We start from the raw sequence: 20,663 nt of genomic DNA on the forward strand, positions 1-20,663 counted from the left end.
GGCGCTCCATGGACGCCGGCATACATACGCTCTCGGAACGTATCCGTCGCCTGGAAGAGGAGATCGAGACCGAGATCAGGCAGCGGCGGGTGGCGCTGCAGGCGGATTTCGAGGGCCGCAAGATCCACTTCGAGGAAGAGGTGCTGGCGGCCCAGCGCCGGATGAAGCAAGGCCTGCTGCATTACCTGAGCGAGGCTCCGCCATCCTTCGTACTGACCGCGCCCCTCATCTATGCCGGCATCGTGCCGCTCGCGGCGCTGGACCTGTTCCTCAGCCTGTACCAGGCGGTGTGCTTCCCGGTCTACGGCATCCCCAAGGTGCGGCGCCGCGATTGCTTCGTCTTCGACCGCGCGCATCTCGCCTATCTCAACATCATCGAGAAGTTCAACTGCGCCTACTGCTCCTACGGTAGCGGCGTGTCCGCCTACTTGCGCGAGATCATCGGCCGCACCGAGCAGTACTGGTGTCCCATCAAGCACGCGCGGCGCGCGCTGCACGCCCACCCCTACTACCGCGGGTTCACGGACTTCGGCGATGCCGAGGCGTTCCGCCGCGAACTCGCGCAGCTCCGCCGCGACCTTGAGAAGCGGACGTGAGGGATGCGGCCTCTCGGCCGCATCCCGTGCCGGTTGTCAGAACTTGATCTGTGCCCAGACGCCGAACTCCTGCGTCTTGAGCTCGGTCGCGTTGTCGGCGAGCTTGTCGGACTTGTAGGCCAGCGCCCAGGTCAGGTTCGGGCTGCTGCGCCAGGCGAAGCCGGCGTGGTAATAGGTATCCGTCAGGGAGGGATTCAGGTCCTTGCTGGTCTTGGCCCGGTCGTAGCGGGCGAACACTGAATGGTCGGAGGTGAGGTCATAGGACCCGAACAGTGACCAGCCATCCGCCTTGTCCGGGGCCGCGCTCAGCACCGTGGTGTAGTTGTCGGCGCTGAAGTATTCGCCGCCCACCGTCAGGCCCGAGGCCTTCCACGCCGCCATGGCATCCACGCGGCTCGCGGTGTGCTGGGCCGGCACGGCGTCGGTGTCCTGCCCCAGCTTGCCGCTGTAGCCGCCCATTGCCAGCGTGAGGCCGTCCACCGGCATGAAGCCGAGGCGCGCTTCCACGTCCATGCCCTTGCTGCGGCCGGGGTTCTTGAAGCCCCCGCCATTGACCAGCGAGGCGGCATAGTTCACGCCGCCGCTGCGGCCGAAGCCGTGCGCGCCCCAGTCCACGGTGTTGCCGAACTTGAGGCGGTCCAGCAGCGTCTTCTCCACGAAGCGGTAACCGTAGATGTTCTCCACGAACGGGATCCAGGGCATGTCTGCCGAGCCCACCCGCAGCGTGGCGGCATCGCTGAAATGCCCCTGCAGGTAGGCTTTCTTGATGAATACCTGGGTCTCGGACGCAGTGCCCGTCGAGCTGACGGTGGCGCCGGTGGAGTCCTTGCCGGATACCGAGAGCTTGGGCAGGTCGAAGTCCGTGATCAGGGTCGCGGACCAGGTCTCGTCGAAGGCATGGTTCACGCCGAAGTAGAAGCGCTTCACGTCCAGCCCGAAACCGTCCGGGTCCACGTCCGCGCCGTTCTTCTGGGTCTGGATGTCGGTCATGTCCACGAACATCAGGCCGCTCAGGGTGGTGTCACCGGTACCGTCGGCCCGGGCCGCGGAGGCTGCCAGCGCGGCACCGACACTTAGGGCAAGTAATGATCTCTTAAGGGAAAGCATGACGATCTCCTCGGGGAAAGGCTGAGATAAAGGGTTACGACGTGACATTCGCACGGCCGTCAGCCTACGGAGGGGTGCATCGCGGGACCATGATCCAGGTCAAGGCGCCCGCGGGCATGGGACGGCATCATGGCCCCACTCAAGAACACCGTTGGGAGCAATGCCATGAGAACCTTCCGTCCGGCCGCTGCCTGGGGCGCCGCCCTGCTGGGCCTGTCCCTGCTGGCCGCCGCGCCCCTGGTGCAGGCCGCCAGCAGCAACCTGCCCAAGCCGTCGGTCACCTACCATGCCGACGTCCGCTTCACCTTCCGCACCAACATCGGCCCCAAGGGCATGACCTTCGTCGGCGTCGGCAACGGCATCGACGGCGTGGACAATCCCACGTTGCAGGTCCCCCAGGGCGCCGTGGTGCAGATCACGCTGATCGACGGCGATGGGGCCGAGCACAACATCGCGGTACCGGACTTCGGCGCCTCCTCCGACCACGTGGTGGCGAAGGACGCCAGCACCGTGATCGTGTTCCGTGCCGACAAGAGCGGCAGCTTCGAGTACTTCTGCGAACTGCCCGGCCACCGCCAGGCCGGCATGGTGGGCAAGCTGGTGGTGGGCACGCCCGCCGCCGCTCCGCAGGCAGAGGCCGCGGACATCACCCTCGATCCCGCCACCGTGCCCGCGCCCATCGGCAAGCGCGATCCGCAGAAGGTGCGCGTGGATCTCACCACCGTCGAGGTCCGCGGCCGACTCGCGGACGGCACCACCTACAACTTCTGGACCTTCAACGGCAAGGTGCCGGGCCCCATGCTGCGCGTCCGCGAAGGCGACACCGTGGAGCTGCACCTCAAGAACGAGGCCTCCAGCCGCATGATCCACTCGGTGGACCTGCACGCGGTGCTCGGCCCCGGCGGCGGCGCCGCGGTGCTGCAGGTGCCCCCCGGCCAGGAGAAGTCCATCACGTTCAAGGCCGCGCTGCCGGGTCTCTACGTGTACCACTGCGCCACCCCCATGGTCGCCAACCACATCGCCAACGGCATGTACGGCATGATCCTGGTGGAACCGGCCGCGGGCCTGCCCAAGGTGGACCGTGAGTTCTACGTTATGCAGGGCGAGATCTACACCACCGGCGCCTTCGGCAAGCACGGCGACCAGGAGTTCGACGTGCAGAAGCTGCTGGACGAGAAGCCCGAGTACTTCGTGCTCAACGGCGCGGTCGGCGCGCTCACCAAGTACCACCCGCTGCACTCGAAGGTGGGTGACACCGTGCGCGTCTACTTCGGCGTGGGCGGCCCGAACTTCACGTCTTCCTTCCACGTGATCGGCGAGATCTTCGACCATGTGTACAATATGGCCTCGCTGGTGTCTCCGCCGACCGACGACGTGCAGACCGTGAGCGTGCCGCCGGGCGGCGCCACCGTGGTGGACTTCCGCACCCAGGTGCCGGGCCGCTACATGCTGGTGGACCACGCCCTCTCGCGCATGGAGCGCGGGCTCATGGGCTTCCTGATGGTGGACGGCCAGGACAACCCGGACCTCTACCACACCGACTACCAGCCGGATCCCCATTCCGGCCATTGAGCGACGCCGCCGGGTGCCACGGGGCACCCGGCGGATCGGGAATACGACGTCCCCTAAACTGGTAACGGATCAAGATGCGCATCTTCCTCAAGCTCTCCCTCGTCCTCCTCGCCCTCTTCCCTGGTCTCGCCCTCGCCTGCGCCTGCGGCTGCGGCGTGTTCACCGTCGGCACCAGCGCGCTCCTGCCCACTGGCACCGGCGGTACCGCCTACCTGGAGTACGGCTACCTGGACCAGGACCAGAACTGGAGCGGCACCTCCTCGGCGCCGGCGGCGGATAACGACGACAAGGAAGTGGACACGCGCTTCTACACCCTGGGCGCGCAATACCAGTTCGACCGCAGCTGGGGCCTCTCCCTTGCCGTGCCCTACCTCGACCGCACCGTGGTGGCCGCAGATGGCGGCGCCCCCGAGACCTTCCAGCGCAGCGGCCTGGGCGACGTGCGCGTGCTCGGCAAGTACACCGGTTTCTCGGCGGACATGTCCACTGGCCTCATGGCGGGCCTCAAGCTGCCCACCGGCCACTACACCGACCCTGACCTGGAGCGGGACCTGGGTCTCGGCACCGGCACCACCGACCTGATCCTGGGCGCCTACCATCTGGGTGCGCTGGATGCCGCGGCGGAATGGACCTGGTTCGTGAACGGCCAGTGGGGGCATGCCCTCGCGGAGCGGGCCGGCTACCGCCCTGGCGACGAGCTGGCCGCCACGCTCGGCACCTACTACTCCGGCTGGGAGATCGGCCGCAGCGGCTCACTCGTGCCCGTGTTCCAGGCCCTCTGGACGGACCGGGACCACGACCGCGGCGTGCTGGGCGACTCCGCCAACACCGGCTACCAGAAAGTGCTGTTCGCGCCGGGCCTGGAGTACGACAATGGCCCCTTGCGCCTCTACGCCGAGGTCGAGTTCGCCGCCTGGCAGGACGTGACCGGCAACCAGCTCACCGCCCGCCGCCAGTACAAGCTCATCGCCTCCTACAGGTTCTGAGCCGTGGACCGGCCGCTAAAGCGGCTGGTCGCGTGCTAGCGGCGCACCCGTGGCGTCCGGCGCCTGAGAAGCGGAAGCCCGAGAAACGCGAGACTCAGGATATCCAGTGCGCCCCCGCCACCAGAGGAGGCGCCGCCAGGATCATCGCCGCCAGAGGGAGCCCTGCCGCCGCCAGAGGACGCTCCACCGGTAGCGCCGCCCCCATTGCCAGCTGCTTGTACGTTGACCGAAGTACTGACGGCGTTGCCGGCATCCGGTTTCAGGGTGCTTGTCACCATCGCGCTGAAGCTGAGGTTCCCCGGTGTGGAGGGGGCGGTGAGCATGAGCGTGAGCGGGGGCGCCGCGCTGCCGGCGGCGAGCGGAGCATCGTAGGTGCAATCCAAGGTCGCGCTCACCAGGCCTGGGCAGATCCAGTGGCTGCCATGCGCTGACCGGTAGATGACTCCTTCCGGCAACGTGACGCTAGCCATGATGCCCAAGCCGAGATCCAAGGTCGCGTCTATGCTGCTCAAGCCTGTCTGCGTGACTGCGCTGATGTTGTTGACCGCGAGCGTCATACTGAAGCTCGAACCGGGGCTGGGCGTGGCAGGTGCGAACGTGGTACCCAGGTTAAGGTGCACTCGCTTCTCGCCCGCGAAGCGGCGGACATAGATGCTGCCATGAGGAGCCGTGCTCAGGTATGAGTTCCAGGCCACCACCAGATCACCGTCGGCATCCATGGCGGCGATGGGCGCATATTGTGAACCCGCGGTCATGGTGTTGATCAGGGATTCGGCGCCGACCGGGGCGCCCTTGGCGCTGTAGCGCTGGGCGTAGACATCGTAGCTACTGTCCGCGGCGACCTGGCCGTCACTCTCCCATGCCACCGTGAAGTCACCCGATGCATCCATGGTGATGGAGGGCGTGGCCTGATTGCCGGCGGTGAAGGTGTTGACCGACAGCTCGCTGCCCTGGGGATCGCCGACGGCGTCGTAACGCTGGGCATGGATGTCATACTGGATTTGACCGGTTGGACTCTGGGCGTCGATGTTGTTCCAAGCCACCACGAAGCGGCCGGCTGCGTCCATGGCCACGTTTGGAGCGTCCCGGCCGGTATTCGCGGCGGTACTGAGCGGAAATGCCCCGCCTTGGGCGACACCCGCGGCATCGTAGCGCTGGGCACGGATATCTTGAGCCAGGTAGATCAGGTTCTGGTCATCTCCTGTGTGCCAGGCCGCCACGAAGTCTCCTGCCGCGTCCATGGCCACGCTGGGCCAATTCTCGTTGGTGCTGGCACTGCTGACCCGGAATTGGTCGCCCAGGGCGGTGCCGGCGGCGCTGTAGCGCCGGGCGTAGATCCGATAGTCCTCCAGAGGCTCGGGTACACCACCCGGAGAGTGCTCACCCTGCCAGACGATGACGAAATCACCCCCTGCATCCATGGCCACGCTGGGGTTGAGGTCGTCGAAGTCGGCGTACGTGCTGACCGGGAACTCGCCACCCTGCGCGATGCCGGCGGCGCTGTAGCGCTGGGCGTGGACGTCATAGGTGGCGGTCTGCTGGTACGGCGCGCCTATGCTCACCCACGCCACCACGAAATCGCCCGCCGCGTCCATCGCGACCGAAGGGGCTAAGGGCTCGATGTCCGAGGTCTGGACCTGGAACGGGCTGCCTTGGGGCTTCCCTGCTGCATTGAAGCGCTGGACATGGAGGGAGGTGGGATTCGGGAAGCTGTTTGCCGACTGTGCCCATACCACCACGAAGCCGCCGGCCGCATCGCGGGCCATGGAATGCGCGCCTACGGTCATGGTGCTTGAATCGGAGACCACCAGCATGTCACTGGAATCCAACTGTGATCCCGGAGCAGGACTCGCCGCCATGGCGAAGATTGGGCTCACGGCGAGCGCCAACAATACTGCGGCTGTCGCCTGGCGAAGCCGATTGCCTTCAACACATCTGGAGCGGTGGAGCACGTCGCCGAATCTATGCTCGATTGCGGGTCCCGTCTGTGAGCTGGCTCAGAAGAATTGGAGCGCATGCCGGATAGGATCGGGATGGACTCAGTCGCCGCCGCCGGCCGGCTGCCGCCGTTTCACCTAAAATCACTCGTCACTGTGGCGTAGTTATGGCAAAATCCCGATTGATTTGCAGACAAGCCCGGATGGCGGAACTGGTAGACGCGCGGGACTCAAAATCCCGTTCCCTCTAAAGGAGTGTGGGTTCGATTCCCTCTCCGGGCACCAGAAGATTAAGATTGAGTCTTCCCCACCGTCCCGACCCCCTATGAAGTTCTGCAGCAACTGCGGCAAAGACCTGGTGGTGACCACGCCGCCCGGCGACCACCTGCCCCGTCACGTCTGCCAGGCCTGCGGCATCGTCCATTACCAGAACCCCAAGCTCGTCACCGGCTGCGTGCTGGAGTGGCAGGGCCGCATCCTCATCTGCAAGCGCGCCATCGAGCCGCGCGCCGGTTACTGGACCCTGCCGGCGGGCTTCATGGAGAACGGCGAGACCACCTTCCAGGCCGCCGCCCGCGAGACGGTGGAGGAAGCGCTGGCCCAGGCCCAGGGTCTCGTGCCCTTCGCGCTGGTGGACGTACCCCATGTGAGCCAGGTGCACCTCATGTTCCGCGGCACCCTCGGTGACGGCCGGCATGCCGCGGGCCCCGAGAGCCTCGACACGATGCTGGTGGAGGAGCGCGATATCCCCTGGGGCGAGATCGCCTTCCCCAGCGTGCGCTTCACCCTGGAGCGCTACCTGGAGGACCGCCGCCGCGGCAGCTTCGGCTTCCACACCACCACCTGGGAAAAACGCTAGAATCCCGTTCCAGAGAAGGAGGTCCCCGGCATGGCATTCGTCGTCACCGAGAACTGCATCAAGTGCAAGTACACGGACTGCGTGGAAGTCTGCCCGGTGGACTGCTTCCACGAGGGCCCGAACTTCCTGGTGATCGACCCGGAGGAGTGCATCGACTGCACCCTGTGCGAGCCGGAGTGCCCCATCAACGCGATCTATTCGGAAGACGACCTGCCGGAAGACCAGCAGGCCTTCAAGAAGCTCAATGCCGAACTGGCCCAGGGATGGCCGGTGATCACCCGCCAGAAGCCCGCCCCCGCCGATGCCAAGGAATGGGAAGGCAAGCCCGAGAAGCTCAAGCTGCTCGAGCGCTAGCCGCCCTGGCGGCAGCGCCGCCATGGACAGCATCGGATCTCCCGGATCAAACGTGGTGCAGGATGCACCACGCGCGAAGCCGATGCCTGTGGCATCGGCTTCGGCGGAAATGAGCCCGAGCATGTATCGGGCTCGCCAAGAGAAACTCCAGGGGTTCGATGCGAAGCATCGAACGGGCAGCCCGACAATCGCTGCCCCGGGCGGGCTTTTTCGGACAAAAAAGAAGGGCCGCGTTTGCACGCGGCCCCAGGGGGTTACACCAAGAACTCAGCCCCTCGGATGGTGCTTCGAGTGCACATCCTTCAGGCGCTCGCGCGCCACATGGGTGTAGATCTGCGTGGTGGACACGTCGCTGTGGCCCAGCAGCATCTGCACCACGCGCAGGTCGGCGCCGTGGTTCAGGAGATGCGTGGCGAACGCGTGCCGCAGGGTGTGCGGCGACAGCGAGGCCGAGATGTTGGCCGCCTCGGCGTAGCGCTTGATGATGTGCCAGAACGCCTGGCGCGTCATGTAGTCGCTGCGGCGGGTCGGGAACAGGTAGTCCGACTGGCGGCCGCCCAGGATGTCCAGGCGCGCGTCGGTCAGGAACTTCTCGATCCACTTGGTGGCTTCTTCGCCCACCGGGACCAAGCGCTCGCGATTGCCCTTGCCGAGCACCCGCACCACGCCCTGCTTGAGGTTGACCTGCGACATGCGCACCGAGACGAGCTCGGACACGCGCAGGCCTGTGGCGTACAGGAGCTCCAGCATGGCGCGGTCGCGGATACCGAGCGGTTCAGCCACGTCCGGGGCGCGGAGCAACGACTCCACTTCGCCCTCGCTGAGGGACTTGGGCAGCGGACGGCCGAGCTTCGGCATGTCGATACGGGTGGTCGGGTCCTCCGCCAGCTTGCCCTCGCGGAGCATGTGGCGGTAGAAGCGGCGGATGCTCGAGAGCTGCCGCGCGGTGGAGCGCGGACGGGCGCCCTGCTGCACGCGCCAGGCGAGGAACGCGAGGAGATGCTCCCGCTGCGCCTCCATGAGTTCGACGCCCTGGCCTTCCAGCCAGCGGGAGAGTCCCGAAAGATCGGCGCGGTACGCGGCCAGGGTGTTCTCCGAGAGACCACGCTCGCTCCACATGGAATCGAGGAAGCGTTCCACGTCCGGCTGCGGGTGACTGGGGTCGGTCACGTGCACGGACAGGGGCACCGGCACACTGCCGGGGATGGGGGTGTTGATCTCTCGCAGGTCTTTGTTCTCGCTCATGGGCGCATCCCTTTAATTTAGTGTGCTAACCAGTTCCCGACTTCCTGTCCGGGTGTGGCAAGTCTCGGTGCTTTTATCGGTTAACACCGTGATGAGGTTCACACTTATATGTCAAATATATACCACTTTTGACAATATATGCCAGGTACCCCCTGCTCGGCTTGCCCTCGAAGGCCCCAACCGGGATACTGCCGGGCCCATGACGCCGCTCTCTAAGTCCTTGAATCTATTGTTTCCCTGGCGGGTCTGGCTGGTGATGCTGCTGTTCGTGCTGCCTTCCATGCTGGTGGTCATCGTGCTGCCGGGGCGGGACCGGCGGCGCCGGGCCGCCCACTGGAGTGCCCGCACCCTGTTCCGCCTGATCGGAGTCCACCTCCAGGTAAAGGGACTCCATAACCTGCCCCAAGTCTGCATCGTGGCCGCCAACCATGCGAGCTACCTGGACGGCGCCATTCTCGCTGCGGCGCTGCCGCCCCGCTTCGGTTTCGTCATCAAGCGCGAGATCACCCGCGTGCCGGTGGTGGGCTGGATGCTGCAGCGATTGGGTTCGGAGTTCGTTGAACGCTTCGACAAGCACGGAGCGCACCGCGACGCCAAGCGCCTGATGCGGCGCGCCGGCGAGGAGAGCTGCCTCGGCGTGTTTCCGGAGGGGACCTTCGTCGCGGCGCCGGGGCTGCGCGCCTTCCACCTCGGCGGTTTCCTGGCGGCCGCCCGCTCAGGGCTGCCGGTGACTCCCGTCGCGATCCGCGGCGCGCGCAGCATCCTGCCGGCACACTGCTGGTGGCCTCGTCCCGGCCATCTTGAAGTCGAAGTGATGGAACCGGTGGCGCCGCGGGCCCGCAACGGCGACGCAGCGCGGCATCTGCGCGACGCGGTGCGCGCGCGCGTGCTCGCCCACTGCGGCGAGCCGGACACCCAGCACCACCCGTGACCTGCGGTGAGAACCTGTTTCGCGGCGCAGGCATGCGCCGCGGATCTGATCAACTGCTGCGGCTGCTGAGATAGCGCAGCCAGGCCTCGGCCTGGGTGCGCGCATCGTCGTACTTCAGGGCCTCGCGCAGCGAGGCACTGCCCTCGTCGTACTGGCGGTTCTGCACCTGGGCGATGCCCTGCAGCAGCCAGGCGCGGCCCGGGCGCTTGAGCCCGCCGCGGGCGATGGCCTTCTTCGCGGTGTCGATGGCGGAGAACCACTCGTGTCGCTGGGTGTATATCTGCGCCTGGGCGAGGTAAGCCTCGCCGCTCTTCGACTGCTTCACCGCCTCGCCCAGCGCCGCCACCGTGCGCTCCATGTCGCCGGCATCCTGCCAGGTGCTGGCGAGCAGCATGTAGTTCGCCTCGCTCGCCGGCAGCGCGCCGGACTGCAACCCTTCCTGCAGCACCACGCCCGCCTGGTAGGGGACGTTGTTCTGCAGGTAGAGCGACACGAGGTTCATGTAGTCCTGGCTCTGGCGGATCATGCCCTGGCGGTACATGAGCGCGTAGACCGCGAGCGCCTTGGAGGCATCGCCGGACTGGGCGTAGGCCTGGCCGAGCTGCTGCCAGTATTGAATCTGGTCCGGGAAGCGCGCCAGCGCGGACTGGAGCGTCTCCGCCGCGCCTGCGTAGTCGTGGTTCTGGTACTGGCAGGAGACGAGGATCTGGTACCACTCCGAGGGCGGCTCGGTGGTGAGGTCGAGGGCGCGCTTGGCCTCCGGCGCGGCCTGGCGGCAGGCGCCGAGCTGGGCGTAGGCCTGGGCCAGGGTGATGAGCACGTCCGCAGGCGGGTTCTCCTGGCCCTGCAGGGAGTTGCGCAGCGTGTCGACGCCGGCCTGGTACTGGCCGTTCGCCACCAGCAGCTTGCCCAAGGTGAGCTGCGCCTCGCGCTGCTCGCTGCCTGAGAGGATGCCTTGCTGCACCACCGGCTGCAGCGAGGATTGCGCGCTGGCGTAATCGCCGCGCGCCGCGTAGAGGTCGGCGCTGAGCTCGCGCACCACCGCCGCCTCGTAGGCATTGGTGGTCACGCCCTGCAGATAGCCGAGCTGGGTGAGCGCGTCGGCGTACTGGCCGCCGCGGATCAGGTTCTGCACCGTGCGCATCTTGCGGAACAGGCTGGTGGAGATCACCCCCTGGTTGAGCACGGTCTCGGCATAGGCGGCGCCGGCGAGGCCCATGCCCAGGCAAGCCAGCACGGCGGCGGTCAATAGTCGGCACTTGCTCATCCGCCGCCTCCCTGGCTAAACGCCACGATCACAGAGGTGTCGCGCGGCTGCGCGAGCGGCTTGAACTTCCACTTCACCACCGCGCGCAGGGCCGCGTCGTCGAACACGCCGCGGCGCGGCTTGGCATCGGTCACCACGGCGTTTGACACGCTGCCATCGGGCTCGACGGTGAACTTCACCGTCACCGAGCCGGATTCGATGCCGGCGCGGATCGCCTGCGGCGGGAACTTGGGCTCGACGCGCTCCATCAGCACGATGTCACCCACCGCCAGCACCGGCTGCCGGGCGGGCGCGGTGGAGGCCGCGGGCGCGGCCTGCTCCGGCGCAGCCTCGGCGATGGCCTGGGCCGGCAGGGTGGCGAAGGGCGGCTTGAACGCGGGCAGTGCCATGGAGGGCAACGGCAGGTCCGGCGGCTGCACCCGCGCGAGACTCGTGTCTTCCGGCAGCGGCGGCGTGCGGTTGGTGCCGGGCTTGTCCGGCAGCACGTTGAGCTGCAGGTTGCGGCTGGTCTGGGTATTGAGGTTCACCACGCTGGTGGTGTCGCCGCCGGCGCGGGCGCTGAGCTGGAACTGGCGGCCCACCACCAGGCTCTGCATGGCGACGAGCACGCCCATCACCATGAACAGGCCGATGACGAAGGAGCCGGCGTAGCGCAGCATGGGTCTGCCCTCAGCCGCGCCGCAGCTTGTCGGCCAGGAGACGCGTCTCCCGGTCGGCACGGTCGCGCAGCGCGCGGGTGAAGAACAGCGCCACCAGCACCAGGGCGCCCGCCGCCAGCACCGGCACCGCTGCGCCGATCAGGGCCGATGCCACGCGCTGCTGGCCGGCGGCGCCACCCAGCGTCTGGGCGTCCAGCACCCGCATGAGCCCGCCCACCGAGCCGAACAGGCCCAGCAGGAACATCACCGCCACCAGCGACTGGATGAAGTTCACGGAACGGTGGGTCTCGCCGAACACGCTGGCGACGATCTGCTTGCGCGCGCGGCGCGCCGACTTGAGGTCGGCGCCGCTGTAGCGCTTCCAGCGGCGCAACGCGATCTCCTGGGCCTGGGGGTAGACGAAGAAGAAGTACCAGTAGCGCTCCACGATGAGCGTCCACAACGCGACCGCCAGCAGGAGCAGCAGCCACAGGATGCCGCCGGCTGCGAACAGCCCGGCGAAGCCGCTGAGGAAGTCGCGCAGCGCCTGCATCAGCGCGCCGCCGCCGCCTTGGTCGCGGCCAGCTTCTCGGCCCGCGCCGCCAGGATCGCCGCGCTCTGCTCCTCGAGCATGTGCAGGAGCTGCTCGCTGCGTGCGCTCATCATGCCGTGGAAGAACAGCAGGATCACCGCCACCAGGAGGCCCAGCCAGGTGGTGACCAGGGCCGAGCCGATGCCGCCCGCCACCTGCGCGCCGGTGCTGCCGAACAGGTTCATGGCCTGGAACGTGCTCATCACGCCGGCGATGGTGCCGAGGATGCCGAGCAGCACCGCCACCAGCGCCAGGATGCGCAGCAGGCCGAGGCGCGCCTCGATCACCGGCCGCTCGCGCAGCAGGGTCTCGTCCAGGCGCAGCCCCAGGGTGTCCGCGTCATCCGCCTTGCTCTCGTTGAACACCGAGAGGATGCGGCCCAGCGGATTGCCGAGGTCGGGCTTGCTCGAGCCCATCTGCTTCTTGATCTTGCCGCCCACCAGCACGAGGTAGGTGCCGCGTTCGAGGATGATCAGCAGGCCGATGATGCCGAGCACGATGATGATCCAGCCGGTGGTGTGGCCCTGGGCCACGCGCTCCATCACGCTCGGCTGGTTCGCGAGGCTGCGCAGGAGGTCGCCGCCGCTCGGGTCAACCGCCATCGGCAGCACGCCACTCGAGGCGTTGCTCAGGTTGCCGGCGAGCGAGCGCCAGTGCCCGTCGGGCTGCCGGTCCGGCTGCACCAGGGCGCCGGTCTCGGGCACGAACCTCAGGAAGCTGTTGCCGTTCACCGCGGTGAACACGCCCACGCGCACCACCGGCACCTTCTCGGAGGTGCCGTCCTCGTGGCTCACGGTGGCCTGGAACTTGCTCACCTGGCCCTCGGCCGTCATCTCCTGCTGCATCAGGAACCACAGCTTGTGCAGATCGTCCGGCGTCGGCAGGTCGTTGCTCTCGGCCAGCTTGGCCAGGAACACGCCGCGGCCCGGGTACTGGGTCGAGACCAGCGAGGCGTCCAGCGTGACCTTGAGGTCGCTGGCGGCCTGGCGCACTTCGGTGAACACCTGGCTGTAGTCGCCCTCGCGGGTACGGATCTGGCTGTTGAGGTCGTCCAGCGTCTTCTTGTTGGCGTCGTAGCGCGCCTGCAGCTGGGCGTTGTTGGCCTGCTCGGTGGCGAGCGCCTGGCGCGCCGAGGCCAGGATCTGCTGCTGCTGGTCCGCGGCGTTGCGGAACTGCGCCTCGCGCTGCTGGTTCTGCGCGGTGTTCTGCTGCGCCGCGCTGCGCACCTGCTCCAGGAGCTGGTCCAGGCTGGCGGCAGGGGCGGCGTAGGCCGCAGAAGCCGCCGACAACGCGGCGGCGGCGATCAGGCCCTTGTTCAGGATGGAGATGCTCATTTGCCCACCTCCGGCGCCTGCACCGGCAGTTCCATGAGGTCCGGCGCCGCCTCCTTGTTCGCCACGGCGATCGCGTTGGAGACCGCGTTGCGGTAGTCGTTAGCCACCTGCCACTTGTGCGCGGCCTTGTCCCAGTAGCCCGTCTCGCTCTTGTCGAGCGTCTGGTAGGCCAGCAGGAGGTGGCCGACCCGCAGGAAGTTCACGGTGCGGGTCTTGCCCGCGTCGCTCACCTCGCCGCGGAACGCCTCCACCGTGCGGCCGGCGGCGATCTCGTCGTTGTAGGCACGCACCAGGTTCTGGAACTTGTCCGTCACCGGCACCGCCGCGTTGCCGATCTGCGCGCGCAGCTGCTGCACCCGTGCCTGACGCTCGTCCTGACGGTAGGGGATGTCGAGCTTCACGAACTGGCCGAGGCTGTCAGTCATCTGCAGCATCAGCGGCAGCAGGCTGTCGCGCACGCCGCCCACCTGGGAGATCTGCTGGTTGAGCGAGTTGATCTGGTCGGACTGTGACTGGACGACCTGCTGCAGCTGGTCATCGTAGGCGCGCAGCTCGTCGGTCTGCTGGGTCACCTGCAGGTAGGTGTTCAGCATGTCCTGGGTCCCGCCCGTGACCGCATCCACTTTCTTCTGCGAGGCGGCGGCATTCTTGTCGATCTGCTCCTGGGCGGTGACGGCCGCCTGCACCTTGCTCGGCGCCGGTGCCGCAGCTGCCGCGAGGGAGATCGCAGCCAGCGCGAGCGCCAGGGGCGCGTGGGAGAGTGTCTTTTTCATGACGGGACCACCCTAAGGTCGGATATTGGTATTGGATTCAATGGCTTCCGGAAAGATGGCCGTCAGGCACCCGGCGCCGGTATTTGAATTTAGCAGACCTGACATAAGGTTGGAACCGTCGCCTACTACCTTTTTAGTATCCGGTCCGACATGCCCGGCCGGCCTGCAGCGGCGCCCTATAATCGGCCCGTGGACCCGCACTCCCCGCCGCGATGCTGAAGACCCTGACACGGCTGCGCCATGCCCGCCTGCGCGACCTCCTGAGCGGGCTCATGGTGAGCCTGGTGCTCTTCGGCTGCACCTACCTGCGCAAGCCGCCCGGCCCCATCCCCGTGAAGGAGATCCCGGCACCCCAGCAATCCCCGTTGCGGGCACTGGTCATCGTGCTGCCCGGCAAGAGCGACGACCTAGACGACCTGGCGGACTCCGGCATCGCCCAGGCGGTGCAGCGGGCCTGGCCCCAGGCGGACGTGCTGTTGGCCGGCGCCACGCTGCGCTACTACGGCGATGGCCGCCTCGCCCAGCGCCTGCACGATGAGATCATCACGCCGGCCCGCGCGCGCGGTTACCGGGAGATCTGGCTGACCGGCGCCTCCATGGGCGGCATGGGCACGCTGCTCTACGAGCGCCAGTATCCCCATGAAGTCACGGGCCTGGTGCTGTACGCGCCGTTCATGGGCGCTCCCAGCCTCGTGAGGCGCATCGCCGGCGCCGGCGGCCCCGCTGCCTGGGATCCGGGTCCGGTGCCGGAACGGGTCGACGGCGACAACTACCAGACCGAGATGTGGCGGGTGGTGAAGAGCTGGCAGGACCCGAAAGAAGCGGCACGGATCTGGCTCAGCTGCGGCGACAGGGACCGTTTCATCGAGGCGGCACGGACCATCGCACCGCTCCTGCCGTCCGATCACTTCATCGTGGAGACGGGCGGCCATGACTGGGACGTGTGGGATGCGGGCGCCGAGAAGGCCTTCGCCCGGATCGCCGCCCTGCCCCGCTGAGCGCATCCGGCCGGCGGGCCTGGGCGTATCCACGTACAACCGGCCAAGGGAAGTCCCCATGAGACGCCTGTTCCTCGCTGTCCTGCTCATCGCCGCCTGCCGGGCCTCTGCCGCCGCCGCGCCGCCGCAGGACCCGCTGTCGGCCCAACTCATCGGCTACGAGACCCGCGCCTGGGAAGACGCGAAGCGCAAGGACTATGCCGACCTGGCGGCGCTCCTCGCCGACGACTACGTCGACCACTTCCCCAACGGCCGCATGCTGCACAAGGCCGATGTGCTCGCCTATCTGCGCGGCGTGGAACTGCTGGACTACTCGTTGCGCAGCTTCCAGGTCATCCGGCTCGGCGAAGGCTCGGCACTGCTGCTCTACGAGTCCCGCGCCCGGGGACGGGAGAACGCCGCCACCTCCCGTGACGAGCAGAAAGGCAGCCTGACCGAGACCCATGCCAGCGTGATCTCCATCTGGGCGAAGCGCGGCGGCAGGTGGCAGAACGTCTTCTACCAGGAGACGGACATCAAGTAGCCCTGCTATGGCGGCGGCTGGGCGCGGCCTTTAGACTAGCGCGTCGCAACGGCGAGCTTCTCCATGCCATCCCCGCAGGCGCCGGCCTCCCCGCTGTTCCAGCACCCGGGCTTCCGGGAATATTGGTGCTCGCGCCTCGCCTCCATGTTCGCCTTCCAGATGCTCTCGGTGGCGGTGGGCTGGCAGATCTACGACCTCACCCACCGCGCGCTGGACCTGGGCGTCATCGGCCTGGTGCAGTTCATACCTTCTTTCGTACTGGCCCTGCCGGCGGGCCACGTGGCGGACCGCTTCGACCGGCGCCGCATCGTGTTCCTCTGCCAGGGGGTGGAAGGCGTCGCCACGGTGTTCCTCGCGGCGGGCAGCGTGCTCCACTGGTTCGACGAGACCGCCATCCTCGCGCTGGTGTTCCTGGTGGGCTGCGCCCGCGCCTTCGAGTTTCCCACCATGCAGGCGCTGCTGCCGGGCCTGGTGCCCGCCGCCATCCTCTCCCGCGCCATGGCCGCCGGCTCTTCCGCCAGCATGACAGCCATGATCGTGGGGCCGGCCCTCGGCGGCTTCCTCTACGTGGCCGGCGCCGGCACGGTCTACGGCGTCGCCGCGCTGCTGTTCCTGGGCGCGGCCCTGCTCATGTGGCGGGTGAAGCTGGAACGCGCGCCCGTGGCGCGCGAGCCCGCCACCCTCAAGACGGTGTTCGCCGGGATCTCCTTCATCCGCCACCGGCCGGTGGTGCTGGGCGCCATCTCCCTGGACCTCTTCGCGGTGCTCTTGGGCGGCGCCACCGCGCTCCTGCCGGTGTTCGCCCGCGACATCCTGCACACCGGCCCCTGGGGCCTGGGGCTGCTGCGCGCCGCGCCCGCGGTCGGCGCCCTCGGCATGGGCCTCTGGCTCGCGCGCAAGCCCATCACCCGCCGGGCAGGCCACATCATGTTCGGGTCCGTGGCGGGCTTCGGCCTCGCGACGCTAGTGTTCGCGGTCTCCACCTCGTTCACGCTCTCGCTCGCCGCCCTGCTCGCGCTGGGGGCACTCGACATGGTGAGCATGGTGATCCGCGCCGCGCTGGTGCAGCTCGAGACGCCCGACGGCATGCGCGGGCGGGTGAGCGCGGTGAACGCGATCTTCATCAACACCTCGAACCAGCTCGGCGAGTTCGAGTCCGGCATCACGGCCGCATGGTGGGGCGCGGTGCCCGCCACCGTGGTCGGCGGCATTGGCACCCTGGTGGTGGTGGGCCTGTGGATGTGGTGGTTCCCGGCACTGCGGGAACGCGAGCGGCTCGAGTCCTGAGGACCCTTAGCGGCGGTGCTTGAACTGCGGCGCGGTGGTGGTGCCGGCAGGCAGCAGCCACTCGCCGCTCACGTAGCTGTCACGGCGCAGGCGCGCCGCGCGCCGGCGCTTGGGGGCGCGCCAGAAGAACGCGCAACCCAGGCTCACGGCCAGGAGACCCGCGCCCGCGATCACGTTCCAGGCCTCCAGCGCCCCGTACTCCAGGAACGGGATGGGCAGGCCGAAGCCGCGCGAAAGCGACAGCACCCCGGCGGCGCCGAACACCAGCACCACGAGACACTTGGCGAGGAACATGAGCGGATACATGGATCCCTCCTTGGTGCGTATCCTTGAGGAGGACGCCGTCCTGGCATCCCGCCACCCGCCTCGGCCGAAGGCTAAGGGGGCAGCGACCACATTATAGACCTTCTGCCCGCGGCCCCATCAAGCCGACTTACCCCCTGGATCTTGTAGGGATTTCCTTACTCAGGGTGCCTGGGCCAGCACCGGCGCGGGCCCGATCTGGCGGCCCAGGAAGGCCAGGAGCTTGGTGTAGAAATCCACTTCATCCACCGCCCCCGCGAAGCCGTGGCCCTCGCCCTGGTAGGTGTAGAACTCGTAGGGCTTGCGGTAGTGATCCAGCATCACTTTCATGCGGTAGGCATGCTCCGGATCCACCCGCGTGTCCTCCAGACCCTGGGCGATCAACACGGGGCGCGTGATCTTCTGGGCAAGGTAGGCCGGTGACAGGGCCCGCAGGGTCTCGGCATCCTTGGCCGGGTCGCCGATCACGTCCGCCAGGGCGTCCAGGGCGTTGCGGTCGAACTGCACCCGAGTGTTGGCGTACATGAGCGTGAGGTCGGTGACGCCCGCGTAGCTCGCGGCGCACTTGAACAGGGCCGGATCCCGGATCACGCTCATCAGCGCCGAGTAGCCGCCGTAGCTCGCGCCGACGATGCACACCCGCTCCGCATCCAGGCGCGGATCCTTCAATGCCGCATGCACCGTGGCCTCGATGTCGTCCTCGATCTTGCGGCCCCACTGGTGCTTGCCCGCTTCCCGCAGTCTGCCGCCGCTCCCGCCGCTGCCCCGGTAGTTGACCTTCAGCACCGCGTAGCCACGGCTCGCGAGCAGCTGCGTCTCGCTGTCGAAGCCGTGGGTGTCGAAGACGCCGATGGGCCCGCCATGGGGCACCACCACCAGGGGAAACGGACCCGTGCCCTGGGCGGGCACCGCCAGGAAATAATCCAGCGCCAGCCCGTCGTCCGTGTGCAGCACGCTCGCTTGCACCGGCGTGAACCGCGCGGCATCGAGCCAGGGCATGAGCTTGCCCAGGAGCCCGGCCTTGCCGGTGCTGAGATCGAACGCGTAGTAGCCGCCCGGATCCCGGTCGCTGTTCACGAACAGCAGCATGTGCTTGCGGTCCCGGCTCAGGTTCACCGGCGCCACGTTCATCCCTGGGAAAGTCGCGGCCAGCGCCGGCATCGCGTCCCGCGCCGCCGGATCCAGCACCTCGTAGTGCGGGCTGCCGCCCGCGTCCCAGCCCGCAGCGGTCACGCTGCGGGTGGACCAGTCGAAGCGGAAGTAGGTGACGTCCCGCTCCGGGTCCGCGAGCAGCGTGCGGGTGAAGCCGCCACCCGCCACGTCATACAGGAACAACGCGCGGGTGTCGCGATCGAGGTCGCTCACCACAGTGAGGGTGCGGCCGTCATCCGCCAGCGTCACCGGGTTGAACGTCTCATCCTTGCCCGCGCGCTTGAACTCGATCCAGTCGCTGACCGGCGCCTTCCACCAGTAGCTGTGGCCGCCATCCGCGTGCTGGGTCACGGCGATGCGGTAGCGCCCGTTGCCGCTCTGCAGGTACTTCACGGTGCCGCCCGGCAGCTTCACGCGCCGGTTCTCCTGCTGCTCGAGCTGGCGCGGATCGCCGTTGATGTCCACTTCGTAGAGGGAATCGCCGTAGCCCACCAGCATGCTGCGGTCATCCATCTGCTGCGGGTCCGCGAACGTCACGCCCTCGGGCCAGGGGGTGATCCGCGGCTTGCCGTCCTGCCCCCGCCATTGCACCGCCACCATGTGCGATCCCTTGCCCAGATGATCGGTGAACACGGCGGTGTCATCAGAGACCCATTGCAGTTCGTCGAAGTGCTCCTCCGCGCCGGCGGCCCCCACCACCTCGCTGCGGGCGCCGGTGGCGAGATCGATGACCGAGACGTACTGGTGCGCGGCGTCAGTGCGGTTCACGGCGGCGGCAAGCCTGCCATCGGGGCTCTGGCGCGCATCGTTGAAGGCATAGGGCCGGAAGAAGTCCGATACCGGCACCAAGTCCCCGGCGAAGGCAGCCGCCGGCAGGGCCAGCAGCGCACAGGTGAGCGCGATGAGGCGCCTCACGGCGTGTGGCCGCGTGTCACCGCGTGCTCATAGAAAGGGAAGTCGTCGCCGCCCGGGCCCACGTAGACCAGGCCCAGCCGGCCGAGGGCGTCCCGCTGCGCGGGCGCCAATGCGTCCAGCAGCATGGCGTAGCGGTCCACCAGCGAGAGGGAATAGCCGACGTCCGCCAGGCTGGCGCCGTTGGTCACGCTGGCGGCGGCCTGGTCAGCACTCCTGCCGCCTTCCGCCCGTACCACGAAGTCGCCGGGGTAGCTCACCTTGCCCGCTTGCACCGTGAACTCATAGCGGGGCGAGGCGGACCGGTCCAACGGGATGCTGTTGGCGCCGCCAAGGTCCACCTCGGTCCAGCGGTAATGCCCCGCCGGCAGCACCAGGAATTGCACTGAGCGTCCCGCCACTGCCTGCTCTGCCACCTGCTGCTCGTCCGCAGCCTGGTCCAGGCGCCTGAAGCGCAGGGACTTGAGCGGCATGTCCGTATCCACGGACACCACCAGCACGCCCTGCGCCGCTTGCAGTTGGAGATGGGAGAGATCCGCAGGCTGGGCCGCGCGGGCGGCCACGCCGAAGAGCATGCCGCATGCGAGCAATACGGCTCCTGCGAGCCGCCGAAGATGATCCTGATGCAAGTCCTGAAGTCCCCTTAGTGCGGGTATCCGTATTCCACCCGGAGTATAGGTCCGCACTTACCGGAGGTGTCCTACAGTATTGCAACATTAATGTCGCACGAGCCGGTGCATGCGCGGGCTTTTTGCGCCGGACGCGTACCGTAGTGGCGTTTAACAATGCGTCACGATTAACCAGGGTTTCCCCTAAGGGGAAATCCGGGGGAGCCCGATACAGGGTATTTCGCGTCCAAGGCAATCTAGTCGCCACTGAAAGCAGCCGACCCCGAGGAGTCCACGCAGACATGCCGAGAGCCCGCCGCACCATCCCCAGCCTGTACATGGAAGAGCGCGCGATCATCCGCACCCGGGAGTCGCAGGAAGCCGACCCCGTGGCCTCGAAGCACTATGCGACCGCCCTGGACCTCACGTCCCAGGGCCTGCAGATCTTCTCCAGCAGCAAGCTGCCCATGGGCGAGATACTGGACATCGACATCAGCCTGCAGGGCCAGGACCGGGCCCACACACTGAAGGGCGTCGCCCGCTCCATCGCCCACTGCGACGATGCGCGCGGCTACATCATCAGCGTCGAACTCGTGGACGACCAACACGCCGACCGCTGGCGCCGCCAGTTCCACTGAGCATCTGGCTTTACCGCCGTCCGGGTCATCCGGCGGCGGGCTTTTTATTCC

Annotated in this window: 21 protein-coding genes and 1 tRNA gene; 11 read left to right on the forward strand and 11 right to left on the reverse strand. The window is 67.7% G+C overall.

Features of this window, described 5'->3' with window-relative positions; all coding sequences use genetic code 11:
- Positions 1 to 8 precede the first annotated feature (8 nt).
- Positions 9 to 596, forward strand: a complete 588-nt coding sequence (locus tag VF651_07160) for a hypothetical protein (protein ID HEX7965481.1) — start codon at positions 9 to 11, stop codon at positions 594 to 596.
- A gap of 36 nt (positions 597 to 632) precedes the next feature.
- Here the strand turns inward: VF651_07160 and VF651_07165 are convergent, their stop codons facing one another.
- Entirely contained in the window at positions 633 to 1,703 is a 1,071-nt protein-coding gene (locus VF651_07165) for a carbohydrate porin (protein HEX7965482.1), read from the reverse strand.
- A gap of 165 nt (positions 1,704 to 1,868) precedes the next feature.
- Here VF651_07165 and nirK point away from each other — a divergent pair, with 165 nt between their 5' ends.
- The gene (gene nirK, locus VF651_07170; GenBank protein ID HEX7965483.1) at positions 1,869 to 3,275 is read left to right on the forward strand and encodes a copper-containing nitrite reductase; all 1,407 of its coding nucleotides are present in this window, start codon (positions 1,869 to 1,871) and stop codon (positions 3,273 to 3,275) included.
- A gap of 74 nt (positions 3,276 to 3,349) precedes the next feature.
- On the forward strand, positions 3,350 to 4,261 hold the full coding sequence (locus VF651_07175; GenBank protein HEX7965484.1) for a hypothetical protein: 912 nt from the start codon (positions 3,350 to 3,352) through the stop codon (positions 4,259 to 4,261).
- 35 nt (positions 4,262 to 4,296) lie between these two features.
- On the opposite strand, the gene VF651_07180 is transcribed toward VF651_07175, so the two are convergent.
- Entirely contained in the window at positions 4,297 to 6,075 is a 1,779-nt protein-coding gene (locus tag VF651_07180) for a hypothetical protein (GenBank protein ID HEX7965485.1), read from the reverse strand.
- Positions 6,076 to 6,395: 320 nt separating this feature from the next.
- Here VF651_07180 and VF651_07185 point away from each other — a divergent pair.
- The 3 genes from VF651_07185 to fdxA all read left to right on the forward strand — a co-directional run bounded on the left by VF651_07185 (position 6,396) and on the right by fdxA (position 7,411).
- Positions 6,396 to 6,483 (forward strand) — tRNA-Leu (locus VF651_07185).
- A gap of 40 nt (positions 6,484 to 6,523) precedes the next feature.
- The gene (locus VF651_07190) at positions 6,524 to 7,057 is read left to right on the forward strand and encodes an NUDIX hydrolase (GenBank protein HEX7965486.1); all 534 of its coding nucleotides are present in this window, start codon (positions 6,524 to 6,526) and stop codon (positions 7,055 to 7,057) included.
- Between the two features lie 30 nt (positions 7,058 to 7,087).
- Positions 7,088 to 7,411, forward strand: coding sequence for a ferredoxin FdxA (gene fdxA / locus VF651_07195; protein ID HEX7965487.1), 324 nt, complete (start codon positions 7,088 to 7,090; stop codon positions 7,409 to 7,411).
- Between the two features lie 267 nt (positions 7,412 to 7,678).
- Here fdxA and xerD read toward each other — a convergent pair whose 3' ends face one another.
- Positions 7,679 to 8,581, reverse strand: a complete 903-nt coding sequence (gene xerD / locus VF651_07200) for a site-specific tyrosine recombinase XerD (protein ID HEX7965488.1) — start codon at positions 8,579 to 8,581, stop codon at positions 7,679 to 7,681.
- Between the two features lie 274 nt (positions 8,582 to 8,855).
- Between xerD and VF651_07205 the strand changes: the two genes are divergently transcribed.
- Entirely contained in the window at positions 8,856 to 9,587 is a 732-nt protein-coding gene (locus tag VF651_07205; protein HEX7965489.1) for a lysophospholipid acyltransferase family protein, read from the forward strand.
- Positions 9,588 to 9,636: 49 nt separating this feature from the next.
- Here the strand turns inward: VF651_07205 and VF651_07210 are convergent, their stop codons facing one another.
- The 5 genes from VF651_07210 to VF651_07230 are packed head-to-tail and all read right to left on the reverse strand — an operon-like array spanning position 9,637 to position 14,191.
- Entirely contained in the window at positions 9,637 to 10,854 is a 1,218-nt protein-coding gene (locus VF651_07210; protein ID HEX7965490.1) for a tetratricopeptide repeat protein, read from the reverse strand.
- Entirely contained in the window at positions 10,851 to 11,513 is a 663-nt protein-coding gene (locus VF651_07215) for an energy transducer TonB (GenBank protein ID HEX7965491.1), read from the reverse strand. The genes VF651_07210 and VF651_07215 overlap by 4 nt, the downstream gene beginning before the upstream one ends.
- A gap of 10 nt (positions 11,514 to 11,523) precedes the next feature.
- The gene (locus tag VF651_07220; GenBank protein HEX7965492.1) at positions 11,524 to 12,045 is read right to left on the reverse strand and encodes a MotA/TolQ/ExbB proton channel family protein; all 522 of its coding nucleotides are present in this window, start codon (positions 12,043 to 12,045) and stop codon (positions 11,524 to 11,526) included.
- Positions 12,045 to 13,418 (reverse strand): DUF3450 family protein, encoded by a 1,374-nt coding sequence (locus VF651_07225; GenBank protein ID HEX7965493.1) that lies wholly within the window; start codon positions 13,416 to 13,418, stop codon positions 12,045 to 12,047. Before VF651_07225 ends, VF651_07220 begins: the two co-directional genes overlap by 1 nt.
- Complete coding sequence (locus VF651_07230; protein ID HEX7965494.1) at positions 13,415 to 14,191, reverse strand: DUF3450 domain-containing protein; 777 nt, start codon at positions 14,189 to 14,191, stop codon at positions 13,415 to 13,417. Before VF651_07230 ends, VF651_07225 begins: the two co-directional genes overlap by 4 nt.
- A 212-nt stretch (positions 14,192 to 14,403) precedes the next feature.
- Here VF651_07230 and VF651_07235 point away from each other — a divergent pair, with 212 nt between their 5' ends.
- The 3 genes from VF651_07235 to VF651_07245 all read left to right on the forward strand — a co-directional run bounded on the left by VF651_07235 (position 14,404) and on the right by VF651_07245 (position 16,999).
- The gene (locus VF651_07235; GenBank protein HEX7965495.1) at positions 14,404 to 15,189 is read left to right on the forward strand and encodes an alpha/beta hydrolase-fold protein; all 786 of its coding nucleotides are present in this window, start codon (positions 14,404 to 14,406) and stop codon (positions 15,187 to 15,189) included.
- 58 nt (positions 15,190 to 15,247) lie between these two features.
- Entirely contained in the window at positions 15,248 to 15,712 is a 465-nt protein-coding gene (locus VF651_07240) for a DUF4440 domain-containing protein (protein HEX7965496.1), read from the forward strand.
- A gap of 63 nt (positions 15,713 to 15,775) precedes the next feature.
- Positions 15,776 to 16,999 carry an MFS transporter gene (locus VF651_07245; protein HEX7965497.1) on the forward strand — a complete coding sequence of 408 codons (1,224 nt, stop codon included), beginning with the start codon at positions 15,776 to 15,778 and terminating at the stop codon, positions 16,997 to 16,999.
- A 6-nt stretch (positions 17,000 to 17,005) separates the two neighbouring features.
- On the opposite strand, the gene VF651_07250 is transcribed toward VF651_07245, so the two are convergent.
- From VF651_07250 to VF651_07260, 3 genes are all read right to left on the reverse strand, one after another.
- Positions 17,006 to 17,305 carry a hypothetical protein gene (locus VF651_07250; protein HEX7965498.1) on the reverse strand — a complete coding sequence of 100 codons (300 nt, stop codon included), beginning with the start codon at positions 17,303 to 17,305 and terminating at the stop codon, positions 17,006 to 17,008.
- A 159-nt stretch (positions 17,306 to 17,464) separates the two neighbouring features.
- A complete protein-coding gene (locus VF651_07255; GenBank protein ID HEX7965499.1) occupies positions 17,465 to 19,369 on the reverse strand; it encodes a prolyl oligopeptidase family serine peptidase in 1,905 nt (634 codons plus the stop codon).
- Positions 19,366 to 19,956 (reverse strand): hypothetical protein, encoded by a 591-nt coding sequence (locus VF651_07260; GenBank protein ID HEX7965500.1) that lies wholly within the window; start codon positions 19,954 to 19,956, stop codon positions 19,366 to 19,368. The genes VF651_07255 and VF651_07260 overlap by 4 nt, the downstream gene beginning before the upstream one ends.
- Before the next feature lie 320 nt (positions 19,957 to 20,276).
- Here VF651_07260 and VF651_07265 point away from each other — a divergent pair, with 320 nt between their 5' ends.
- Positions 20,277 to 20,612 carry a hypothetical protein gene (locus VF651_07265; GenBank protein HEX7965501.1) on the forward strand — a complete coding sequence of 112 codons (336 nt, stop codon included), beginning with the start codon at positions 20,277 to 20,279 and terminating at the stop codon, positions 20,610 to 20,612.
- Positions 20,613 to 20,663: the final 51 nt, after the last annotated feature.

It is taken from the genome of Gammaproteobacteria bacterium, from assembly GCA_036383255.1.
Classification (GTDB): Bacteria; Pseudomonadota; Gammaproteobacteria; order Natronospirales; family REEB76; genus DASUBN01.